Source organism: Agromyces soli (assembly GCF_022811605.1).
In the GTDB taxonomy this organism is placed as follows: Bacteria; Actinomycetota; Actinomycetes; order Actinomycetales; family Microbacteriaceae; genus Agromyces; species Agromyces soli.
The window spans coordinates 175,785-190,945 of sequence record NZ_CP094533.1; the positions used below are offsets into that span (position 1 = coordinate 175,785).

The following is a 15,161-nucleotide window of genomic DNA, read 5'->3' on the forward strand; positions in this document are numbered from 1 at the left end:
CGACTTTCATGGAAGTCGGGCAACTCGGGAAGGGGGAGGGGGAGGGGGAGAGCGGTCAGGTGGAGAGCGCGGCGGCGAGCTGCCGCCAGGCGTGCTCGAATCGCTCGCGGTACACCTCGGGCGCGTAGTGCGTGAGCTGCAGGAACAGGCCGTCCATGATGACGAAGACGAGGGCGGTGAATCCCTCGGGGTCGCCCGCGGCGAAGCTGCCCGCCGCGACGCCGTCGTCGTAGGCGCGCCGCACGGCGGCGGCGAGCTCGGACTCGGTGTCGAGGAAGATCTGCCGCAGCGCCTGCCCGTCGGGGCCGTACTCGGCGAGTGCGGCGCGCAGGCTGAACTCGGCGAGGTCGGGGCGGTCACGGTAGTACGACTCGATGCCGCCGAGGAAGTGGCGCAGCCGCTCCAGGGGCGGCAGTGCGCCGCTTCGCTGCACGAGCTCGTCGAAGAACGCGGTGTGCTCGACGACGACCTCGGCGTAGACCGCCTCGTACAGCGCCTCCTTGCTGGGGAAGTGCGCGTACAGGGAGGGCGTCTTGATTCCGACGGCCCCGGCGATCTCTCGCAGGCTCGCCTCGGCGTAGCCTCGTCGCCCGAACACCGCACGGGCTTCGGAGAGGATCTGCGCTCTGGTCATGGCCTGCCTAACGATCATTAGTTAGGCAGAGGCTAGTCCGCGATCCCCCGGCATGCAAGAGCGGTTTCGCCGTGCGTCGTCGCTCAGAGGGCGAGCTTGAACCCCACGTGGGACGCCTCGAAGCCCAGCCGCTCGTAGAAGCGGTGCGCGGCGTCGCGGCGCGCATCGCTCGTCAGCTGCACGAGCCGCGCGCCGCGCTCACGGGCCTGCCCGATCGCCCACTCGATCATCGCGGCGCCGATGCCGCCGCCGCGCAGCGCCTCGTCGACGCGCACCGCCTCGATCTGCATCCGGGTCGCCCCGCCGCGCGACAGGCCCGGGATGAAGGTGAGCTGCATCGTGCCCGCGATCGCGCCGCCCGGCCCCTCGACGACGACGAGCAGCTGCGAGGCATCCGCGTCGATGACGTCGAAGGCGCGCAGCGCGGCGGCGTCGTCGCTGCGCGACTCCTCCCGGCGCAGCACGTCGCCGGCGAGCAGCGCGAGGATCGCCTCGACGTCGTCGCGCCCGGCGCGGCGCAGCGCGTAGCGGGAACCGGATGCCTCGATGGTGGTGAGCGTCACCCTCCCACGATGCCACGCATCGAGGCATCCACCGGCCCCGCGAGCGCTCAGTCCACCGTCACCGCGCGGACGAAGCCCGCGACGTTCTCGCGCAGCGCCTGGATGCGGCGCTCGCGCGCGGCCTCCACGTCGAAACCGAGGTAGGCGACCGGCGGACGCTTCCTGACGTTCTTCGAGCACTGGAAGTCGGCGCAGACGAGCGTGCCGACGGTGTCGCCGCGGCGGCCCGCCTGGCCGCCGCGCTTCGCGACGTAGAACAGCACGTCGTTCGGCAGGTGCACGTCCTCGCACCACGCGCACTGCGGCCGGGAGCGCAGACGCCCCTCGGCCCGGCGGAGCATGATGCCGACGGGGCCCTGCTCGCCCGCGACGACCGCGTACGCGACGAGCGGGAGCTTGGGATCGCGCCAGCCGAGGAAGTCGAGGCGATCCCAATCGAGCTCGGCGAAGCCGGGCGGCAGGGTGAGGGCGGCGCGTTCGCGCACGCTGGCGTTGACGAAGGAGGCGCGGATCTGCGCGTCGTTCAGGGAGTGCATGGTGAAGTGACCTTTGTCTGCGCGGCGCCCGGAGACGGGCGACCGGAGGGAACGATGACGTCGGCGCGCGGGCGCGCCGGACCGCGGCCCCTCCTGCTCGCGCGCGGAGGAACCGGGGGCGGGGTCACCTGATCGCGGCGCGTGGGGCGCCGGAGACCTCCTGGATGCAGACGGAACGAAGCACGGAGTCGAGTGTACTCCCGGTGTGCGACCGCGCAGCCCGGCCGGGGCTCAGCGGTCGGCGTAGCGGTCGAGGAAGTCGATCGTCTGCACGAAGGCCTCCTGCGCCTCGTCGAGCTTGAAGTGGAACTGGTACTCGTGCGGCAGCTTTGGCTCGTGGTCGGCCGGCCAGAACAGCTCGGTCGTCTCGACGCCGGCGTCCTGCAGGGCGTTCGACATCGGGATCGACTCGATCCAGGTGAGCGCGTCACCGTTCCCGCCGCTGATGAAGGTGGGCGGCAGCTCCTCCGTGACGAACTCGATGGTCGACATCGTGCTGCCCGCGTAGTCGCTCGACCAGTTCTTCGTGCCCGTGTAGGCCCACAGCGCGACCTTGAGGCCCCACTGCCCGATGCCGTTCAGCTCCGCCATCGCGGGCAGGTCGTAGACGCCGCAGTTCAGCACGAGCGCCGAGAGCTGCTGCGGCTGCAGCGCGGGTTCGATGCCGAGGAGGTGCGCGTACTTCTCGTTCGTGGTGAGCACCGCGAGCTGGCTCGCGAGCTGCGCGCCGGCCGAGTCGCCCGCGAGCACGAGGTGGTCGGGGTCGACGCCGTACTCCTCGGCGTGCTCGAGGAGGTAGCCGAGGGTGTCGTTCAGCTGGTTCACCGCGGTTGGGTAGGTGGCTTCGGGTGCGACGGTGTAGTCGACGCCGATCGCGGTGTAGCCGTGGCTCGCGATGAGACTGAGGTACGGGGCGACGTTCTCCTTCGAGCCCGAGATCCAGGCGCCGCCGTGAATCCAGACGACCGTCGGATGCGCGCCGCTCGCGCCGGCCGGGGTGAATACGTCGAAGCCGGTGCCGGGCCCGCCCGCGACGTCGGTCGCCTGGTCGAGCCGCGCATCCACCGGGCCGGCGGGCTCGGGGCCGTACTCGAGCATCTCCTGCACGGTCGCCGCGCCGCCCTGCTCGAACACCGAGCGGATGAGCATCGCCGCGGGCCATGGGCTCGCCGAGGTGATGCCGGTGACCGCGACGATCGCGAAGGCGGCGAAGAGCGCGGCGAGGGTCCAGCGCCGCGCACGGCGCGAGAGCGGCGGGCGCCGGTCGAGGACGGCGGCGTCTGAGTCGGTGCGCGGTCGACGGGTCACGCCTCACATGCTGGCAGCCGCGCCGCCCGCACGGCAGCGACGCGCCGGAGCCGCGGGGGAAGCGGCTCCGACGCGTCGCGGGAGCGAACGGGGGGCCCGGCTTACTGCACGGACCAGCCGCCGTCGCTCGGCAGCACGGCGCCGTTGATGTTCACGCCGTCGTCGCTCAGCAGGAAGGTGATCGAGGCGGCGAGCTGCTCGGCCGTCGCGATCGTGGGGATCTGCTGCTGGAACGGCGTGAGTCGGGCCTGCCCGGCCTCCGAGACGTGCGGCGGGAAGGGGATGCCGGTCGCGACGCCGCCCGGGGCGACGGCGTTCACGCGGATGCCCTGCGGCCCGTACATGAAGGCGGCGCTGCGGGTGAGGCCGACGACGCCGTGCTTCGACACGGTGTAGGCGTTGCCCGAGGCGTTGCCGCGGATGCCGGCCTCGCTCGCGACGTTCACGACCGAGCCGCGGCCGGCCTCGACCATGCCGGGCAGCACCGCGCGGGTGAGCTTGAAGACGCCCGTGAGGTTGATGCCGATGACGCGGTCCCAGATCGCGTCGCTCGTCTCGGCGAGCGGCGAGAAGTCGTCGTTCACGCCCGCGACGTTGGCGAGGCCGTCGATGCGGCCGCCCGCCGCGGCGACGACGCGGTCGATGTCGTCCTGCTTCGTGACGTCGGCGGCGACCGCGACGACCTGCCCCTCGGGAGCGGAGGCGGCGAACTCCTCGAGCCGTTCGGCGGAGATGTCGACGGCGACGACGCGGCCGCCCTCGCGCACGATGCGCGAGGCGGTGGCCCGGCCGATGCCCGACGCCGCGCCGGTGACGACGATGGTGCGGCCGTCGAAGCGGCCGGGCGTCACGCGCTCCTGCCAGCCGGATGCCTCGGCGTCGTCTTCGGGCATGACGCCGCCGTTGGCCTTCAGCACGAGGTCGTCGATCACGGACTGCGGCAGCTGGCCCTGGCTGAGGGCGACGAGCTGCTGCAGCGGGAGCCCCTTGATCGGGGCGAGCGTCTCCTCCGAGGCGCCGCTCGCGGCGAGCAGGCCGCGCACGAGCGGGCCGCCCTCCGGGTGCTCGAGCCACTGCTCGATCGAGCTGTTCGCGGTCAGGGGGTGGTGCGACATCGGGGTCTCCTTCTTCGGTCCCAGGCGCGTGATCTCGCGTCTCGTTCAGAATATCCGACATTTGTGGGAAAACCGACGAATGTTGGAAATCTCCCAGCTCTCGCGCCGTCGAGCTGGCAGAATCGCACGGTGGATGCACGAGTCGAACGGACCAGGCGGGCGCTGCAGGGCGCGCTGCTCGAACTCGCCCGCGAGCGGCCGTTCGACGAACTGAGCGTCAGCCTCATCGCTGAACGCGCCGGCGTCAACCGCAGCAGCTTCTACCAGCACTACGGCGACCGCGACGAGCTGCTCGCCGACGCGCTCGACGCCGCCGCCGACGCCGCCGGCGCGAGCGCCCCCGAGCTCGAGCTCGTGCCGACCGGTCGGCCGCCGGAGGGCATGGCGCATTTCCTCGCCCACTTCGCCGACCACGCCGAGCTCTACCGGCGCGCGCTCGGCCCACGCGGCTCCGCGCTCGTCGTCGCCCGGCTCCGCGGCCGGGTCGCCGCCCTGGTGCGCGAGGGCGTCGCCCGCACCCACTCGCACGCGTTCGACGAGATGCCCATCGAGGTCGCCGCCGGCGGCCTCGCCGGCTCGATCGTCGGCGTCATCACCGCCTGGCTCGAGCTCGACCCGCTGCCCGACGTCGACGTCGCCGCCGAGTGGCTCTGGCGCATGGTGCTCGGCCCCGGCGACACCCGCGAGCTGCCGTAGCGCCGGTTCGCCGTCCCGTTGTCGGCGGCGGGTGCCAGACTCTGCGCATGGGGATCGAAGTCCGCCCGGCCGACGTCTTCGACGACGTCGCCGCCGTCATCGGGCCGAAGAAGCCGACGTCGAACGTGTGCTTCTGCCTGAGCTACCGTCTGCTGTCCTCGAAAGAGAACGTGTCGCTGAAGGAGCCGGCCCGATCCGCCCGGGTGCGCGAGCTCTGCGCGCAAGACCCGCCGCCGGGCGTGCTCGCCTACGACGGCGACGAGCCGGTCGGCTGGGCGGCCGTGCACCCGCGCGCCGACACGAGCTTCGCCAAGAACCGGCGCATTCCGCACGTCGACGAACTCGACGTGTGGTCGGTGTGGTGCTTCCGGGTGCGCCCCGGCCACCGCAAGCAGGGCCTCGTGCACCACCTGCTCACCGGCGCCGTCGAGTTCGCGCGCGAGCGCGGCGCGCCCGCGATCGAGGGCTACCCGGTCGACAACCGCGGCGAGAAGGTCGACCTGACCATGGCCTACGTCGGCACCCGCGCGGTGTTCGAGGCGGCCGGCTTCGAGAAGGCGTCCGACACGCAGTCGGTGCTGTCGGGGCATCCGCGCGTCATCATGCGGCTCGACCTCAGCTGAGCGCGAGCTCCCGGGCGGCGGCGAGCGCCGCATCGGCGGCGTCCGGCTGCCCGTGATCGGCGCGCACGACGCGCAGCACCGACAGCGCCGGGTCGGCCGCGCCGCGCACGTATCCGCCGGGCATGGCCGCGATGCGGCGCAGGAACGCGACCACCTCGGCGGTGATGCGCTCGCCGGGCAGCACGTTCGGGATGCCGGGCGGGTACGCCGCGAGCGAATCGGTCGACACCCGGCCGATGGCTTGCTCGATCGGCACGGCCTCGCCCGGTGCGAGGAACGCGTCACGGGGGCGCATCACGAGCGGCCCGGGTGCGGGCAGTGCGAGCGCGCCGGTGCGGGCGACGAGCGCCTCGTCGGCGGCGGGCTCGACGGCGGGGAGCACGTGCAATGCCTCGACGACGCGATCGACGTCGGGCACGGCGCCCGCGCCGAGCACCGCGACGACGGCCGAGTCGGTCGAGATCTCGAAGGAGACCCCCTCGTGCTCGAGCCGCTCGCGCACCTCGTGCCCGTTCAGCCCGGCGGCGCCGACGTCGATCGAGACGCGCAGCGGGTCGACTGCGACGATGTCCTCGAAGCGGTCGAAGCCGTCGCTCACGATGCCGAAGCGGCCGCGCGCCCGAACCGCCTCGCGCAGTCGGTCCGCCGCCTCGATCGAGCGGGCGATGCGCGCCTCGCCGTGCTCGATGCCGTCGCGGGCGAGGTCGAGCGAGGCGAGCAGCAGCGCACTCGTGCTCGTCGACTGGGTGAGCGCGAACGCGCGCTCGAGCAGCGGTTCGAGCTCCGCGGCGAACGGGCCGTCGCCGAGGTGCAGCATGGCCGACTGGGTGAGGCTGCCGGCGAGCTTGTGCGTGCTCGAGACGACGAGGTCGGCCCCGAGCGCGAGCGGGTTCTCCGGCAGTGCCGGGTGGAAGCCGAAGTGCGCGCCCCAGGCGGCGTCGACGATGAGCGGCGCGCCGACCGCGTGGGCGGCCTCGGCGAGCGCCGCGACGTCGGCGACGGCGCCGAAGTAGCTCGGTGAGATGAGGTAGACGGCCTTCGGCCGGGCCTCGCCTCGCTCGCTCGCGTCGCGGAGGGCGGCGGGCGAGACGCCGTGGTTGATGCCGAGCACGGGGTCGATCGTGGGCGAGACGAAGGCGGGCACGAGGCCGGCGAGGATGATGCCGTCGATGAACGAGGAGTGCGCGCTGCGCTGCGCGAGCACCGGGGCCTCCGCCGCCCGGAAGGAGCCGAGCGCGATGGCCGCCATGCGGTTCGCCTGCGAGGCGCCGTTCGTGAGGAACCAGGTGCGCTTCGCGCCCCAGGCCCGGGCCGCGAGCCGCTGCGCCTCGTCGAGTGCGTTGCCCGGCCCTTTGTCGAGCCCGGAGAGCAGCGGCGTCACGTCGTGGCGCAGCAGCTCGGCCCCGAAGTACTCGGCGAGCGCGGGCGCCGCCTCGGCGTCGGCGCCGTGCCCGGGCACGTACAGTCGCACCCGGTCGTCGCGGGCGGCGTACTGGGCGAGGGCGTCGGCGTAGGGGGCGGTCATGCCTCGATCCTCCTCCTGAGTGCCTCGATACGGAATAGCGGGTAGGCTGCAGATCTCGATACGGGGTATGGAGGTGAGCGACGATGCTCGACCTGCGTCAGCTGCGCGCCCTGCGCGCGGTCGAGGAGCACGGCTCGCTCGCCCAGGCGGCGCGGGCGCTCGACTGGAGCCAGCCCACCGTCTCGCACCATCTCGCGGCACTCGGCCGGGTCACCGGAGCTCCGGTGATCGCGAGCGATTCGGCCGGCACCCGGCTGACCGACGCCGGCCGCGCCTGGCTGCCGCATGCCGTCGCGATCACCGAGCGCGCGGAGCGGGCCCTCGCCGAGGTGCGGGGTGCGCTCGAGACGGGACGGCGCACGGTGCGCTTCGGGGTGTTCCCGACGGCCGCGGCCCGACTGCTCCCCCAGCTCGTGCAGGCGCTGGACGGGCAGGGATGGCGCGTCGAGGCCTTCGAGGCCGAGCTCGACGGCATCGAGGTGGCCCTCGGGCGGATGGCGCTCGACGCGGCCGTCGTCTACGACACCCCGGGCGAGGCGCCGCGCGCGATGCCGGGCCTCATCCGCACCCGGCTCTTCACGGAGCGCTTCTCGCTCGTGCTGCCGGCGGGGCATCCGCTGAGCGAGGGCGGGCCGGTGCCGTTGCGCGAGCTCGCCGGCACCCCGTGGATCATCGGCACGAAGGACGACGACCCGGTCGACGCGGCGTTCCGCGCCGCGGCGCGGCGGGCGGGCTTCGACCCCGTGATCGGTCCGCGCAGCGACGACTACCGAGTGGTCGTCGAGTACGTCGCGGCCGGGCTCGGGGTCGCCCTCGTGCCCGAGCTCGCGCTGCCGGTGTGGCGCGACGACCTCGTGCTCGCACCGCCCGCAGGACTCCGGCTCTCGCGCGAGGTCTCGCTCGTCACGGCGGCGACGATGGAGCCGGAGCTGCGCGACGCCCTGTCGGCGGCGCTCGGCGCGGGCGCGGCGGGCGAGCGCGAGCCCGCCTAGAGCACCGCGCCGATCATCGCCTCGCCGAGCGGCGTGCGCAGGTGCAGCACGCTCGTGCCGTCGCGGCGGCTCGCGACGAGCCCGGCCTCGCGCAGCACGGCCAGGTGGTGGGAGGCGGTCGAGACGGCGAGCCCGGCGTCGGCCGCGACCTGCGAGGTGCTGCGGGCGCTGTGCGCCGAGAGCAGGATGCCGGCGCGGGCGGGGCCGAGCAGCGCGCCGAGCGCGGCCTCGATGGATGCGGGGTCGCGCGCCCAGCGTTCGGTGACGCCCTGCGCCGGGTAGAAGACGGTCGGCTGGGCGGGCGGTTCGGTGAGCACCATGCAGCCGAGGGAGCTCATCACCGAGGGCACGAGCACGAGTCCGCTCCCCCGGCAGTCGAGCGCCTCGCGGTGCAGGCGCAGCTGCACCCGCACCGAGCCCTCGCTCCAGCGCACCGAGGGGTGCAGCTCGTCGATCATGCTCGCGAGCCCCGCCGTCGCGACGCGGCGCGAGCGCACGGCGATGTCGGCGCGCAGGATCCGTTCGAGCTGCGGCCAGACGGGGGCGAGCGCGGCATCCCAGACCGCGTCCCAGGCGTCGGCGACCATCGCGCGCGCCCGCTCGGGCGCGGCGATCATGCGCCGCAGGGCCGCCTGCCTGGCCCCCTCGGAGCGGAGCACCATCTTCTCGAGATCCACGAGCATGGGGGCGATGGGCGCGCGGCGGATGGCCTCGGCCTCGTCGGCCGGCTCGAGGTCCCAGGCGGGGTCGGAGGTCAGGAAGTCGGGCAGGTAGCCGTCGACGCCGATGAGCACGGCGAGGAGTTCGAAGGGCTCGCGCGGCAGGCGTTCGCGCACCGCGCGCAGCCAGCCCCACTGCAACGGATGCTCGGCCGGGCGCTGCAGCACGCGCACCGCGTGCGCGAGCTCGTGGCCGGGCGAGACGCCGAAGCGGATCGCGGAGACATCGCCGGGGGCGAGCCGGAAGTCCACGAAGTTTCGATCCACGTCGAAAGACTACCGAGCGCGGATGCCCCGGGCGGAAGCTCATCGCATGTCATCACACATCGTCACCGCCGAGGAACTCCGCATCGGCACTCGCGGCACGCGCCGCTTCGAGGGCCGCGAGCACGAGGCCGCCATCTCGTACTTCTTCGTCGAGAACCAGCCCGGTGAGGGCGCCGAGCGGCACTGGCACCCGTACCACGAGACGTGGCTCGTCATCGAGGGCACCGCCCGTGCCACGATCGGAGACGAGGAGCTCGAACTGCACGACGGCGACACCGCCACCGTGCCGCCGAACACCTGGCACGGCTTCGTGAACGCCGGGCCCGGCACGCTGCGCCTCATCGGCATCCACGCGTCCGACACCATCGTCCAGACCTCCTGACCACCCACCGACCACCGACCACCAGGGAGCACCGCATGTCGTTCCAGAGCTACCTCGACAACATCGAGACGAAGACCGGGCTGACGCCCCGCCAGTTCCTCGAGCTGGCCCGCGAGCAGGGCTTCGACGAGACCACCAAGGCGACGCCGATCGTCGCCTGGCTGAAGGCGGACTACGGCCTCGGCCAGGGGCACGCCATGGCGCTCGTGCACGTCATCACGAAGGGGCCGAAGATCAGCCAGAAGCACGTCGGCACCGACGGCGTGCACCGCGACGCCACCGACACGCTCTGGCTCGACGGCAAGGACACGAACCCGAACCGCTGAGTTCACCGGGCATTCACCGCCGCACTCCCGACCGTCCTCCTTCGGCTCCTACCTTCGCTCTGGCGCTGCGGTCCCGACGCCCGCTGCACAGCTCGGGCGGCCCGGCGCCAGACGGAGGACACGCGTTGAAGAAGCACTACGCACTCGGTGCGCTCGCCCTGTCGACCGCGGTCGTGCTCGGCCTCGGCGGCTGCGCCGGCGGCTCGGCCGACGCCGCGGGCGGCGACGGCGGGACGGATGCCGCGACGGCCACGAGCCTCGCCGACTTCGGCGATCTCGCCGCGCTCGAGGAGGCCGCGAAGGCCGAGGGGCAGCTGAACGTCATCGCGCTCCCGCGCGACTGGGCGAACTACGGCGAGATCCTCGACCTCTTCGCCGAGAAGTACCCGGAGATCACGATCAACGAGGCCTCGCCCGACGCGTCCAGCGCCGAGGAGATCCAGGCCGCCGAGACGAACGCGGGTCTCGACACCGCGCCCGACGTGTTCGACGTCGGCCTCACCGTCGCCCTGCAGAACACGAAGCAGTTCGCCCCGTACCAGGTCGCCACCTGGGACGACATCCCCGCCGAGCTGAAGGAGCCCTCGGGCCTCTTCGTCGGCGACTACGGCGGCTACATGTCGATCGGCTACGACTCGGCGAAGTACGCCGAGCCGGCGAGCCTCGACGCGCTGCTCGGCGCCGACTACAAGGGCGCCGTCGCGATCAACGGCGACCCGACCCAGGCGGGCGCCGCGTTCGCCGCCGTGGGCCTCGCGACCGTGCAGTCGGACGGCACGCTCGACGACTTCCAGCCCGGCATCGACTTCTTCCAGCAGCTCAACCAGGCCGGCAACATGCTGAAGGTCGACGTCACCACCGCGACGGTCACCTCGGGCGAGACCCCCGTCGTCTTCGACTGGGACTACCTGAACGCCGCGCACACCGCCGACAACCCGAACTGGAAGACCGTCATCCTGCCGGGCACCGGCTACGCCGGCTACTACAACCAGGCCATCAACGTGGACGCCCCGAACCCGGCGGCGGCCCGGCTCTGGCAGGAGTTCCTCTACAGCGACGAGGTGCAGAACCTCTGGCTGAAGGGCGGCGCCCGCCCCGTCCGCGCCGAGGCCATGGCCGACGCCGGCACCATCGACCAGAAGCTCTTCGACGCGCTCCCCGAGGCGCCGGAGGACACGGTCGTGCCCACCGAGGAGCAGTCGACGAACGCCGGCACCCTGCTCGGCGAGAAGTGGGCTGCGGCGGTCGGCTGAGCATGACCGTCGCCGCTCCCGCGGCACCGCTCGTCGACGCCGCCGCCGGGACGGAGGAGCTCCCTCCGCCCCGGCGGCGCGTCGGCTCCGGCGCCGCCGCGCTGCTCGGGCTCGTGCCCTTCGCCGCCTACCTGCTGATCTTCCTCGCGCTACCCACGATCCTGACCGTCGCGAGCGGCTTCGTCGACGCCGACGGGAGCTTCACGCTCTCGAACGTCGCCGCCCTCGCCGACCCGGTGATCGTGCAGACCTTCGCGAACTCCGCCTGGCTGTCCGCGCTCACCGCCGCGGGCGGCGCGCTCCTCGGCGCGCTCGCCTGCTACGCGATGGCGGGGCTGCCCGAGACCGGCCGCACCCGCCGGATCGTCGACGCCGCGAGCGGGGTGCTCGCGCAGTTCGGCGGCGTCATGCTCGCCTTCGCCTTCATCGCGACGATCGGCCTGCAGGGGCTCGTCACGCTCACGCTGAAGGACCGTTTCGGCATCGACCTGTTCGCCGAGGGCGCCTGGATCTACGGCCTGCCCGGCCTCATCCTGCCCTACCTCTTCTTCCAGGTGCCGCTCATGGTGATCACCTTCATGCCCGCGATGAGCGCGCTCCGTCCGCAGTGGGCCGAGGCGAATCTCACGCTCGGCGGCACCCGCGCCGGCTTCTGGTGGCACATCGGCATCCCGGTCCTCGCGCCGTCGTTCCTCGCGAGCCTGCTGCTGCTGTTCGCGAACGCGTTCTCCTCGTACGCGACCGCCGCGGCCCTCGCGAGCCAGGGCTCGCAGATCGTGCCGCTGCAGATCCGCACCGCGCTCACGAGCGAGACGCTCCTCGGCCGGGAGAACCTCGCCGGCGCGCTCGCGCTCGGCATGATCGTCGTGATGGCGGCGACGATGTCGCTCTACGCCCTCGTGCAGCGCCGCGCCGCCAGGTGGCAGCGATGAACGCCCGCGGCTTCGCCCCGCACCCCGCCGTGCGCTGGCTGATCGGGCTCGCGATCATCGTGCTGTTCGCGATCCCGATCGTGTCGATGGCGGAGTACACGCTCCGTGACGCGACGGCCGGCGGCCACTCCCTCGTGCACTGGATCGAGCTCTTCGACCCGGCGAGGGCGGGCACGTACCGGCCGATCTGGACCGGGCTCGGCAACTCGGCCGTGCTCGCCGTCGTGACCGTCGCGATCGTGCTGCTGCTGCTCGCGCCGACGATGGTGCTCGTCGAGCTGCGCTTCCCCAAGCTGAAGCGCCCGTTCGAGTTCCTCGCGCTGCTGCCGATCTCGATCCCCGCGATCGTGCTCGTCGTCGGCCTCGCGCCGATCTACCTCGCCATCGGCCGCACCATCGGCACCGGCATCTGGCCGCTCGCCTTCGCCTACGGCGTCACCGTGCTGCCGTTCGCGTACCGCGCCATCCAGGCCGCGATCGACGCGACCGAGCTGCGCGTCCTCGCCGAGGCGGCCCGTTCGCTCGGCGCGAGCTGGCCCGCGGTGCTCGTCCGGGTGCTCGCCCCGAACCTCCGGCCGGGGCTCCTCGCCGCCTCGCTCATCTCCGTCGCGGTCGTGCTCGGCGAGTTCACGATCGCCTCCCTGCTGAACCGGCAGAACCTGCAGACGGCGCTCGTCGTCGTCGGCAAGCAGGACCCGTACGCCTCGGTCATCCTCTCCCTCCTCGCGCTCGCCTTCGCCTTCGTGCTGCTCGTCGTCATCGGGCGCATCGGCGGCGGCACGCCGCGCGCCCGACGCTCCGCCCGACCCCCGAAGGACCAGCCATGACCGAGACCGCCATCGCGACCGCCGACAACGCGATCCTCGCCGGGGCCCGCGCCGGCTCGGCCGTCGCCTTCGAGGGCGTCGTCAAGGACTACGGGCAGACCCGCGTGCTGCACGGCCTCGACCTGGCGATCCAGCCCGGCGAGTTCGTCTCCCTGCTCGGCCCCTCAGGCTGCGGCAAGACGACGGCGCTGCGGGTGCTCGCCGGGCTCGAACGCGCGAACGGCGGCACCGTGCGCATCGGCGGCTCCGACGTCTCGGCGGTGCCGACGAACCGGCGCGACCTCGGCATGGTGTTCCAGGCGTACTCGCTCTTCCCGCACCTCGACGTCACCGCGAACACCGCCTTCGGACTGCGGATGCGGAAGGTCGCGAAGCGCGAGGCCGCCGCCCGGGTGCGCGACGCCCTCGCCCTCGTCGGGCTCGCCGGCTTCGGCGAGCGCTATCCGCACCAGCTCTCCGGTGGGCAGCAGCAGCGCGTCGCCCTCGCCCGCGCGCTCGTGACCGAGCCCCGGGTGCTGCTGCTCGACGAGCCCCTGTCGGCGCTCGACGCGAAGGTGCGCGTCACCCTGCGCGACGAGATCCGCCGCATCCAGCTGCGCCTCGGCATCACCACCGTGTTCGTGACCCACGACCAGGAGGAGGCCCTCGCCGTCTCCGACCGGATCGCGGTGATGAACGCCGGGCGGATCGACCAGATCGGCACGCCGGAGGAACTCTACCTGCGGCCGGCGACCGCGCACGTCGCCGAGTTCGTCGGCCTGTCGAGCGTGCTGCCGTGCACCGTCGGCGGCGGGGTCGCGGAGGTGCTCGGCATCCGTCTCCCCGTCGTCGGCGAGGCGGCGGATGGCCCGGCCGAGGCGTTCGTGCGGCCGGAGAACGTGCGCCTCGGCGGACCGATCGACGCGGTGGTGCTCGAGAGCACCTTCCTCGGCAGCGTGCGGCGCACCGTGCTCCGCACCGCGGGCGGGCAGCTGCTGCGCATGCAGCACGCGGTCGGCGAGCGGGTGGAGTTCGACGAGCGGGTGACGCTCGGCATCGAGCCCGCACCCGTCGCGGTGCGCCCCCGGGAGGGATGACCCGGGCTTCCCGGCTGCGCGCCCGCTCTCAGGCGGAGGCTCTAGGCTCGGAGCACCGCCTTCCGTCGATCCCGCAGAGGAGTCCGTCCGCCATGAGCGATGCCGCGAACCTTGACGTCTTCACCCGCCGCGAGTCCGAGGTGCGCGGCTACGTGCGCGCCTTCCCGACCGTGTTCGACCGTGCGAGCGGCTCGACCATCGTCGACGCCGACGGGCGCGAGTACCTCGACTTCTTCGCGGGCGCGGGCGTGCTGAACTACGGGCACAACAACCCGGCGTTCACCGAGGCGCTCATCGCCGAGCTCGAGCGCGGCGGCATCATGCACGGCCTCGACATGGCCACCTCGTCCAAGCGCGCCTTCATCGAGGCCTTCGAGCGCCTCGTGCTCGAGCCCCGCGGCTTCGACCACAAGCTCCAGTTCACGGGCCCGACCGGCGCGAACGCCGTCGAGGCCGCCCTCAAGGTCGCCCGGCAGGCCACGGGCCGGCAGACCGTCGTGGCGTTCACGAACGCCTTCCACGGGCTGAGCCTCGGCGCGCTCGCCGCGACGGGCAACAGCCACTACCGCGGCGCCGCCGGCGTCGGTCTCGACGACGTCGTGCGTCTGCCTTACGACGGCTACCTCGGCGACGGCGTCGACACCCTCGACCTGCTCGAGAAGATGCTCGACGACCCGGGCTCGGGGCTCGACCTTCCCGCCGCCGTCATCGTCGAGGCGGTGCAGGGCGAGGGCGGCATCAACGTCGCGAGCGTGCCGTGGCTGCAGCGGCTGCGCGCGATCACGGCGGAGCGGGGCATCCTGCTGATCCTCGACGAGATCCAGGCCGGCGTCGGCCGCACCGGCACCTTCTTCGCCTTCGAGGCCGCGAACATCGTGCCCGACCTCGTGACCGTCTCGAAGTCGATCTCGGGCTCCGGCCTGCCGATGTCGCTCGTGCTGCTGCGCCCCGAGGTCGACGTCTGGCAGCCGGGTGCGCACACCGGCACCTTCCGCGGCAACAACCTCGCCTTCGTCACCGCCCGCGTCGCGCTCGAGCGCTACTGGGCCGACGACGCCTTCACGAGCGAGGTGGCCCGCAAGTCGGCGCTGCTGCGCGGCGAGCTCGACGCGATCGCGGCCGAGCACCCCGAGCTCGAGCTCCGAGTGCGCGGCCGCGGCCTCATGTACGGCCTCGTCTGCGAGCTCGACCGCGGGCTCGCCGGACGCATCTCGAAGGCGGCGTTCGCGCGCGGCCTCGTGATCGAGACTTCGGGCGCGCACGACGAGGTGCTGAAGTTCCTGCCGGCGCTGACCATCAGCGACGAGGAGCTGCGCCGCGGCCTCGAGATCGTGCGCGAGAGCCTCGCCGAGGTGAAGGGGCAGTAACCCCGGCCCGCGCGGCAGGA

17 protein-coding genes are annotated in these 15,161 nt (G+C 72.9%); 10 read left to right on the forward strand and 7 right to left on the reverse strand.

From position 1 onward, the window contains the following. Positions 1 to 55: 55 nt before the first annotated feature. From MTP13_RS00885 to MTP13_RS00905, 5 genes are all read right to left on the reverse strand, one after another. The gene (locus MTP13_RS00885; protein WP_243569197.1) at positions 56 to 634 is read right to left on the reverse strand and encodes a TetR/AcrR family transcriptional regulator; all 579 of its coding nucleotides are present in this window, start codon (positions 632 to 634) and stop codon (positions 56 to 58) included. Between the two features lie 83 nt (positions 635 to 717). Next, positions 718 to 1,197, reverse strand: coding sequence for a GNAT family N-acetyltransferase (locus MTP13_RS00890; RefSeq protein ID WP_243569198.1), 480 nt, complete (start codon positions 1,195 to 1,197; stop codon positions 718 to 720). A 47-nt stretch (positions 1,198 to 1,244) separates the two neighbouring features. Further along, the gene (locus MTP13_RS00895) at positions 1,245 to 1,733 is read right to left on the reverse strand and encodes an FBP domain-containing protein (protein ID WP_243569199.1); all 489 of its coding nucleotides are present in this window, start codon (positions 1,731 to 1,733) and stop codon (positions 1,245 to 1,247) included. 231 nt (positions 1,734 to 1,964) lie between these two features. Next, positions 1,965 to 3,041, reverse strand: a complete 1,077-nt coding sequence (locus MTP13_RS00900; protein WP_243569200.1) for an alpha/beta hydrolase — start codon at positions 3,039 to 3,041, stop codon at positions 1,965 to 1,967. A gap of 101 nt (positions 3,042 to 3,142) precedes the next feature. Further along, positions 3,143 to 4,156 carry an SDR family NAD(P)-dependent oxidoreductase gene (locus MTP13_RS00905; RefSeq protein ID WP_243569201.1) on the reverse strand — a complete coding sequence of 338 codons (1,014 nt, stop codon included), beginning with the start codon at positions 4,154 to 4,156 and terminating at the stop codon, positions 3,143 to 3,145. Between the two features lie 129 nt (positions 4,157 to 4,285). On the opposite strand from MTP13_RS00905, the gene MTP13_RS00910 reads away from it, so the two are divergent. Next, positions 4,286 to 4,852 (forward strand): TetR/AcrR family transcriptional regulator, encoded by a 567-nt coding sequence (locus MTP13_RS00910; protein WP_243569202.1) that lies wholly within the window; start codon positions 4,286 to 4,288, stop codon positions 4,850 to 4,852. Positions 4,853 to 4,899: 47 nt separating this feature from the next. Continuing rightward, complete coding sequence (locus MTP13_RS00915; RefSeq protein WP_243569203.1) at positions 4,900 to 5,475, forward strand: GNAT family N-acetyltransferase; 576 nt, start codon at positions 4,900 to 4,902, stop codon at positions 5,473 to 5,475. Here MTP13_RS00915 and MTP13_RS00920 read toward each other — a convergent pair. Next, a complete protein-coding gene (locus MTP13_RS00920) occupies positions 5,468 to 7,000 on the reverse strand; it encodes an aminotransferase class I/II-fold pyridoxal phosphate-dependent enzyme (protein ID WP_243569204.1) in 1,533 nt (510 codons plus the stop codon). The genes MTP13_RS00915 and MTP13_RS00920 overlap by 8 nt on opposite strands. An 83-nt stretch (positions 7,001 to 7,083) precedes the next feature. Here MTP13_RS00920 and MTP13_RS00925 point away from each other — a divergent pair, with 83 nt between their 5' ends. After that, positions 7,084 to 7,992 carry a LysR family transcriptional regulator gene (locus MTP13_RS00925; RefSeq protein ID WP_243569205.1) on the forward strand — a complete coding sequence of 303 codons (909 nt, stop codon included), beginning with the start codon at positions 7,084 to 7,086 and terminating at the stop codon, positions 7,990 to 7,992. Here MTP13_RS00925 and MTP13_RS00930 read toward each other — a convergent pair. Further along, positions 7,989 to 8,978 carry an ArsR/SmtB family transcription factor gene (locus MTP13_RS00930; protein WP_243569206.1) on the reverse strand — a complete coding sequence of 330 codons (990 nt, stop codon included), beginning with the start codon at positions 8,976 to 8,978 and terminating at the stop codon, positions 7,989 to 7,991. The two genes, MTP13_RS00925 and MTP13_RS00930, sit on opposite strands and share 4 nt — an antisense overlap. 46 nt (positions 8,979 to 9,024) lie before the next feature. Between MTP13_RS00930 and MTP13_RS00935 the strand changes: the two genes are divergently transcribed. The 7 genes from MTP13_RS00935 to ectB all read left to right on the forward strand — a co-directional run bounded on the left by MTP13_RS00935 (position 9,025) and on the right by ectB (position 15,141). Further along, positions 9,025 to 9,360 carry a cupin domain-containing protein gene (locus tag MTP13_RS00935; protein ID WP_243569207.1) on the forward strand — a complete coding sequence of 112 codons (336 nt, stop codon included), beginning with the start codon at positions 9,025 to 9,027 and terminating at the stop codon, positions 9,358 to 9,360. 35 nt (positions 9,361 to 9,395) lie between these two features. Beyond that, on the forward strand, positions 9,396 to 9,686 hold the full coding sequence (locus MTP13_RS00940) for a DUF4287 domain-containing protein (RefSeq protein ID WP_243569208.1): 291 nt from the start codon (positions 9,396 to 9,398) through the stop codon (positions 9,684 to 9,686). 125 nt (positions 9,687 to 9,811) lie between these two features. After that, a complete protein-coding gene (locus MTP13_RS00945) occupies positions 9,812 to 10,939 on the forward strand; it encodes an ABC transporter substrate-binding protein (RefSeq protein ID WP_243569209.1) in 1,128 nt (375 codons plus the stop codon). A gap of 2 nt (positions 10,940 to 10,941) precedes the next feature. Next, a complete protein-coding gene (locus MTP13_RS00950) occupies positions 10,942 to 11,871 on the forward strand; it encodes an ABC transporter permease (RefSeq protein WP_243569210.1) in 930 nt (309 codons plus the stop codon). Next, positions 11,868 to 12,698: an ABC transporter permease gene (locus tag MTP13_RS00955; protein ID WP_243569211.1), complete on the forward strand. Its 831-nt coding sequence runs from the start codon at positions 11,868 to 11,870 to the stop codon at positions 12,696 to 12,698. The genes MTP13_RS00950 and MTP13_RS00955 overlap by 4 nt, the downstream gene beginning before the upstream one ends. Beyond that, positions 12,695 to 13,774: an ABC transporter ATP-binding protein gene (locus MTP13_RS00960; RefSeq protein ID WP_243569212.1), complete on the forward strand. Its 1,080-nt coding sequence runs from the start codon at positions 12,695 to 12,697 to the stop codon at positions 13,772 to 13,774. The genes MTP13_RS00955 and MTP13_RS00960 overlap by 4 nt, the downstream gene beginning before the upstream one ends. Positions 13,775 to 13,866: 92 nt before the next feature. Continuing rightward, complete coding sequence (gene ectB, locus MTP13_RS00965; protein WP_243569213.1) at positions 13,867 to 15,141, forward strand: diaminobutyrate--2-oxoglutarate transaminase; 1,275 nt, start codon at positions 13,867 to 13,869, stop codon at positions 15,139 to 15,141. Positions 15,142 to 15,161: the final 20 nt, after the last annotated feature.

Coding starts and splice junctions, on each gene's coding strand:
- ectB (WP_243569213.1), top strand. CDS start 13,867: ATGAGCGATGCCGCGAACCTTGACGTCTTCACCCGCCGCGAGTCCGAG.
- MTP13_RS00905 (WP_243569201.1), bottom strand. CDS start 4,156: ATGTCGCACCACCCCCTGACCGCGAACAGCTCGATCGAGCAGTGGCTC.
- MTP13_RS00950 (WP_243569210.1), top strand. CDS start 10,942: ATGACCGTCGCCGCTCCCGCGGCACCGCTCGTCGACGCCGCCGCCGGG.
- MTP13_RS00920 (WP_243569204.1), bottom strand. CDS start 7,000: ATGACCGCCCCCTACGCCGACGCCCTCGCCCAGTACGCCGCCCGCGAC.
- MTP13_RS00935 (WP_243569207.1), top strand. CDS start 9,025: ATGTCATCACACATCGTCACCGCCGAGGAACTCCGCATCGGCACTCGC.
- MTP13_RS00960 (WP_243569212.1), top strand. CDS start 12,695: ATGACCGAGACCGCCATCGCGACCGCCGACAACGCGATCCTCGCCGGG.
- MTP13_RS00915 (WP_243569203.1), top strand. CDS start 4,900: ATGGGGATCGAAGTCCGCCCGGCCGACGTCTTCGACGACGTCGCCGCC.
- MTP13_RS00925 (WP_243569205.1), top strand. CDS start 7,084: ATGCTCGACCTGCGTCAGCTGCGCGCCCTGCGCGCGGTCGAGGAGCAC.
- MTP13_RS00895 (WP_243569199.1), bottom strand. CDS start 1,733: ATGCACTCCCTGAACGACGCGCAGATCCGCGCCTCCTTCGTCAACGCC.
- MTP13_RS00955 (WP_243569211.1), top strand. CDS start 11,868: ATGAACGCCCGCGGCTTCGCCCCGCACCCCGCCGTGCGCTGGCTGATC.
- MTP13_RS00885 (WP_243569197.1), bottom strand. CDS start 634: ATGACCAGAGCGCAGATCCTCTCCGAAGCCCGTGCGGTGTTCGGGCGA.
- MTP13_RS00940 (WP_243569208.1), top strand. CDS start 9,396: ATGTCGTTCCAGAGCTACCTCGACAACATCGAGACGAAGACCGGGCTG.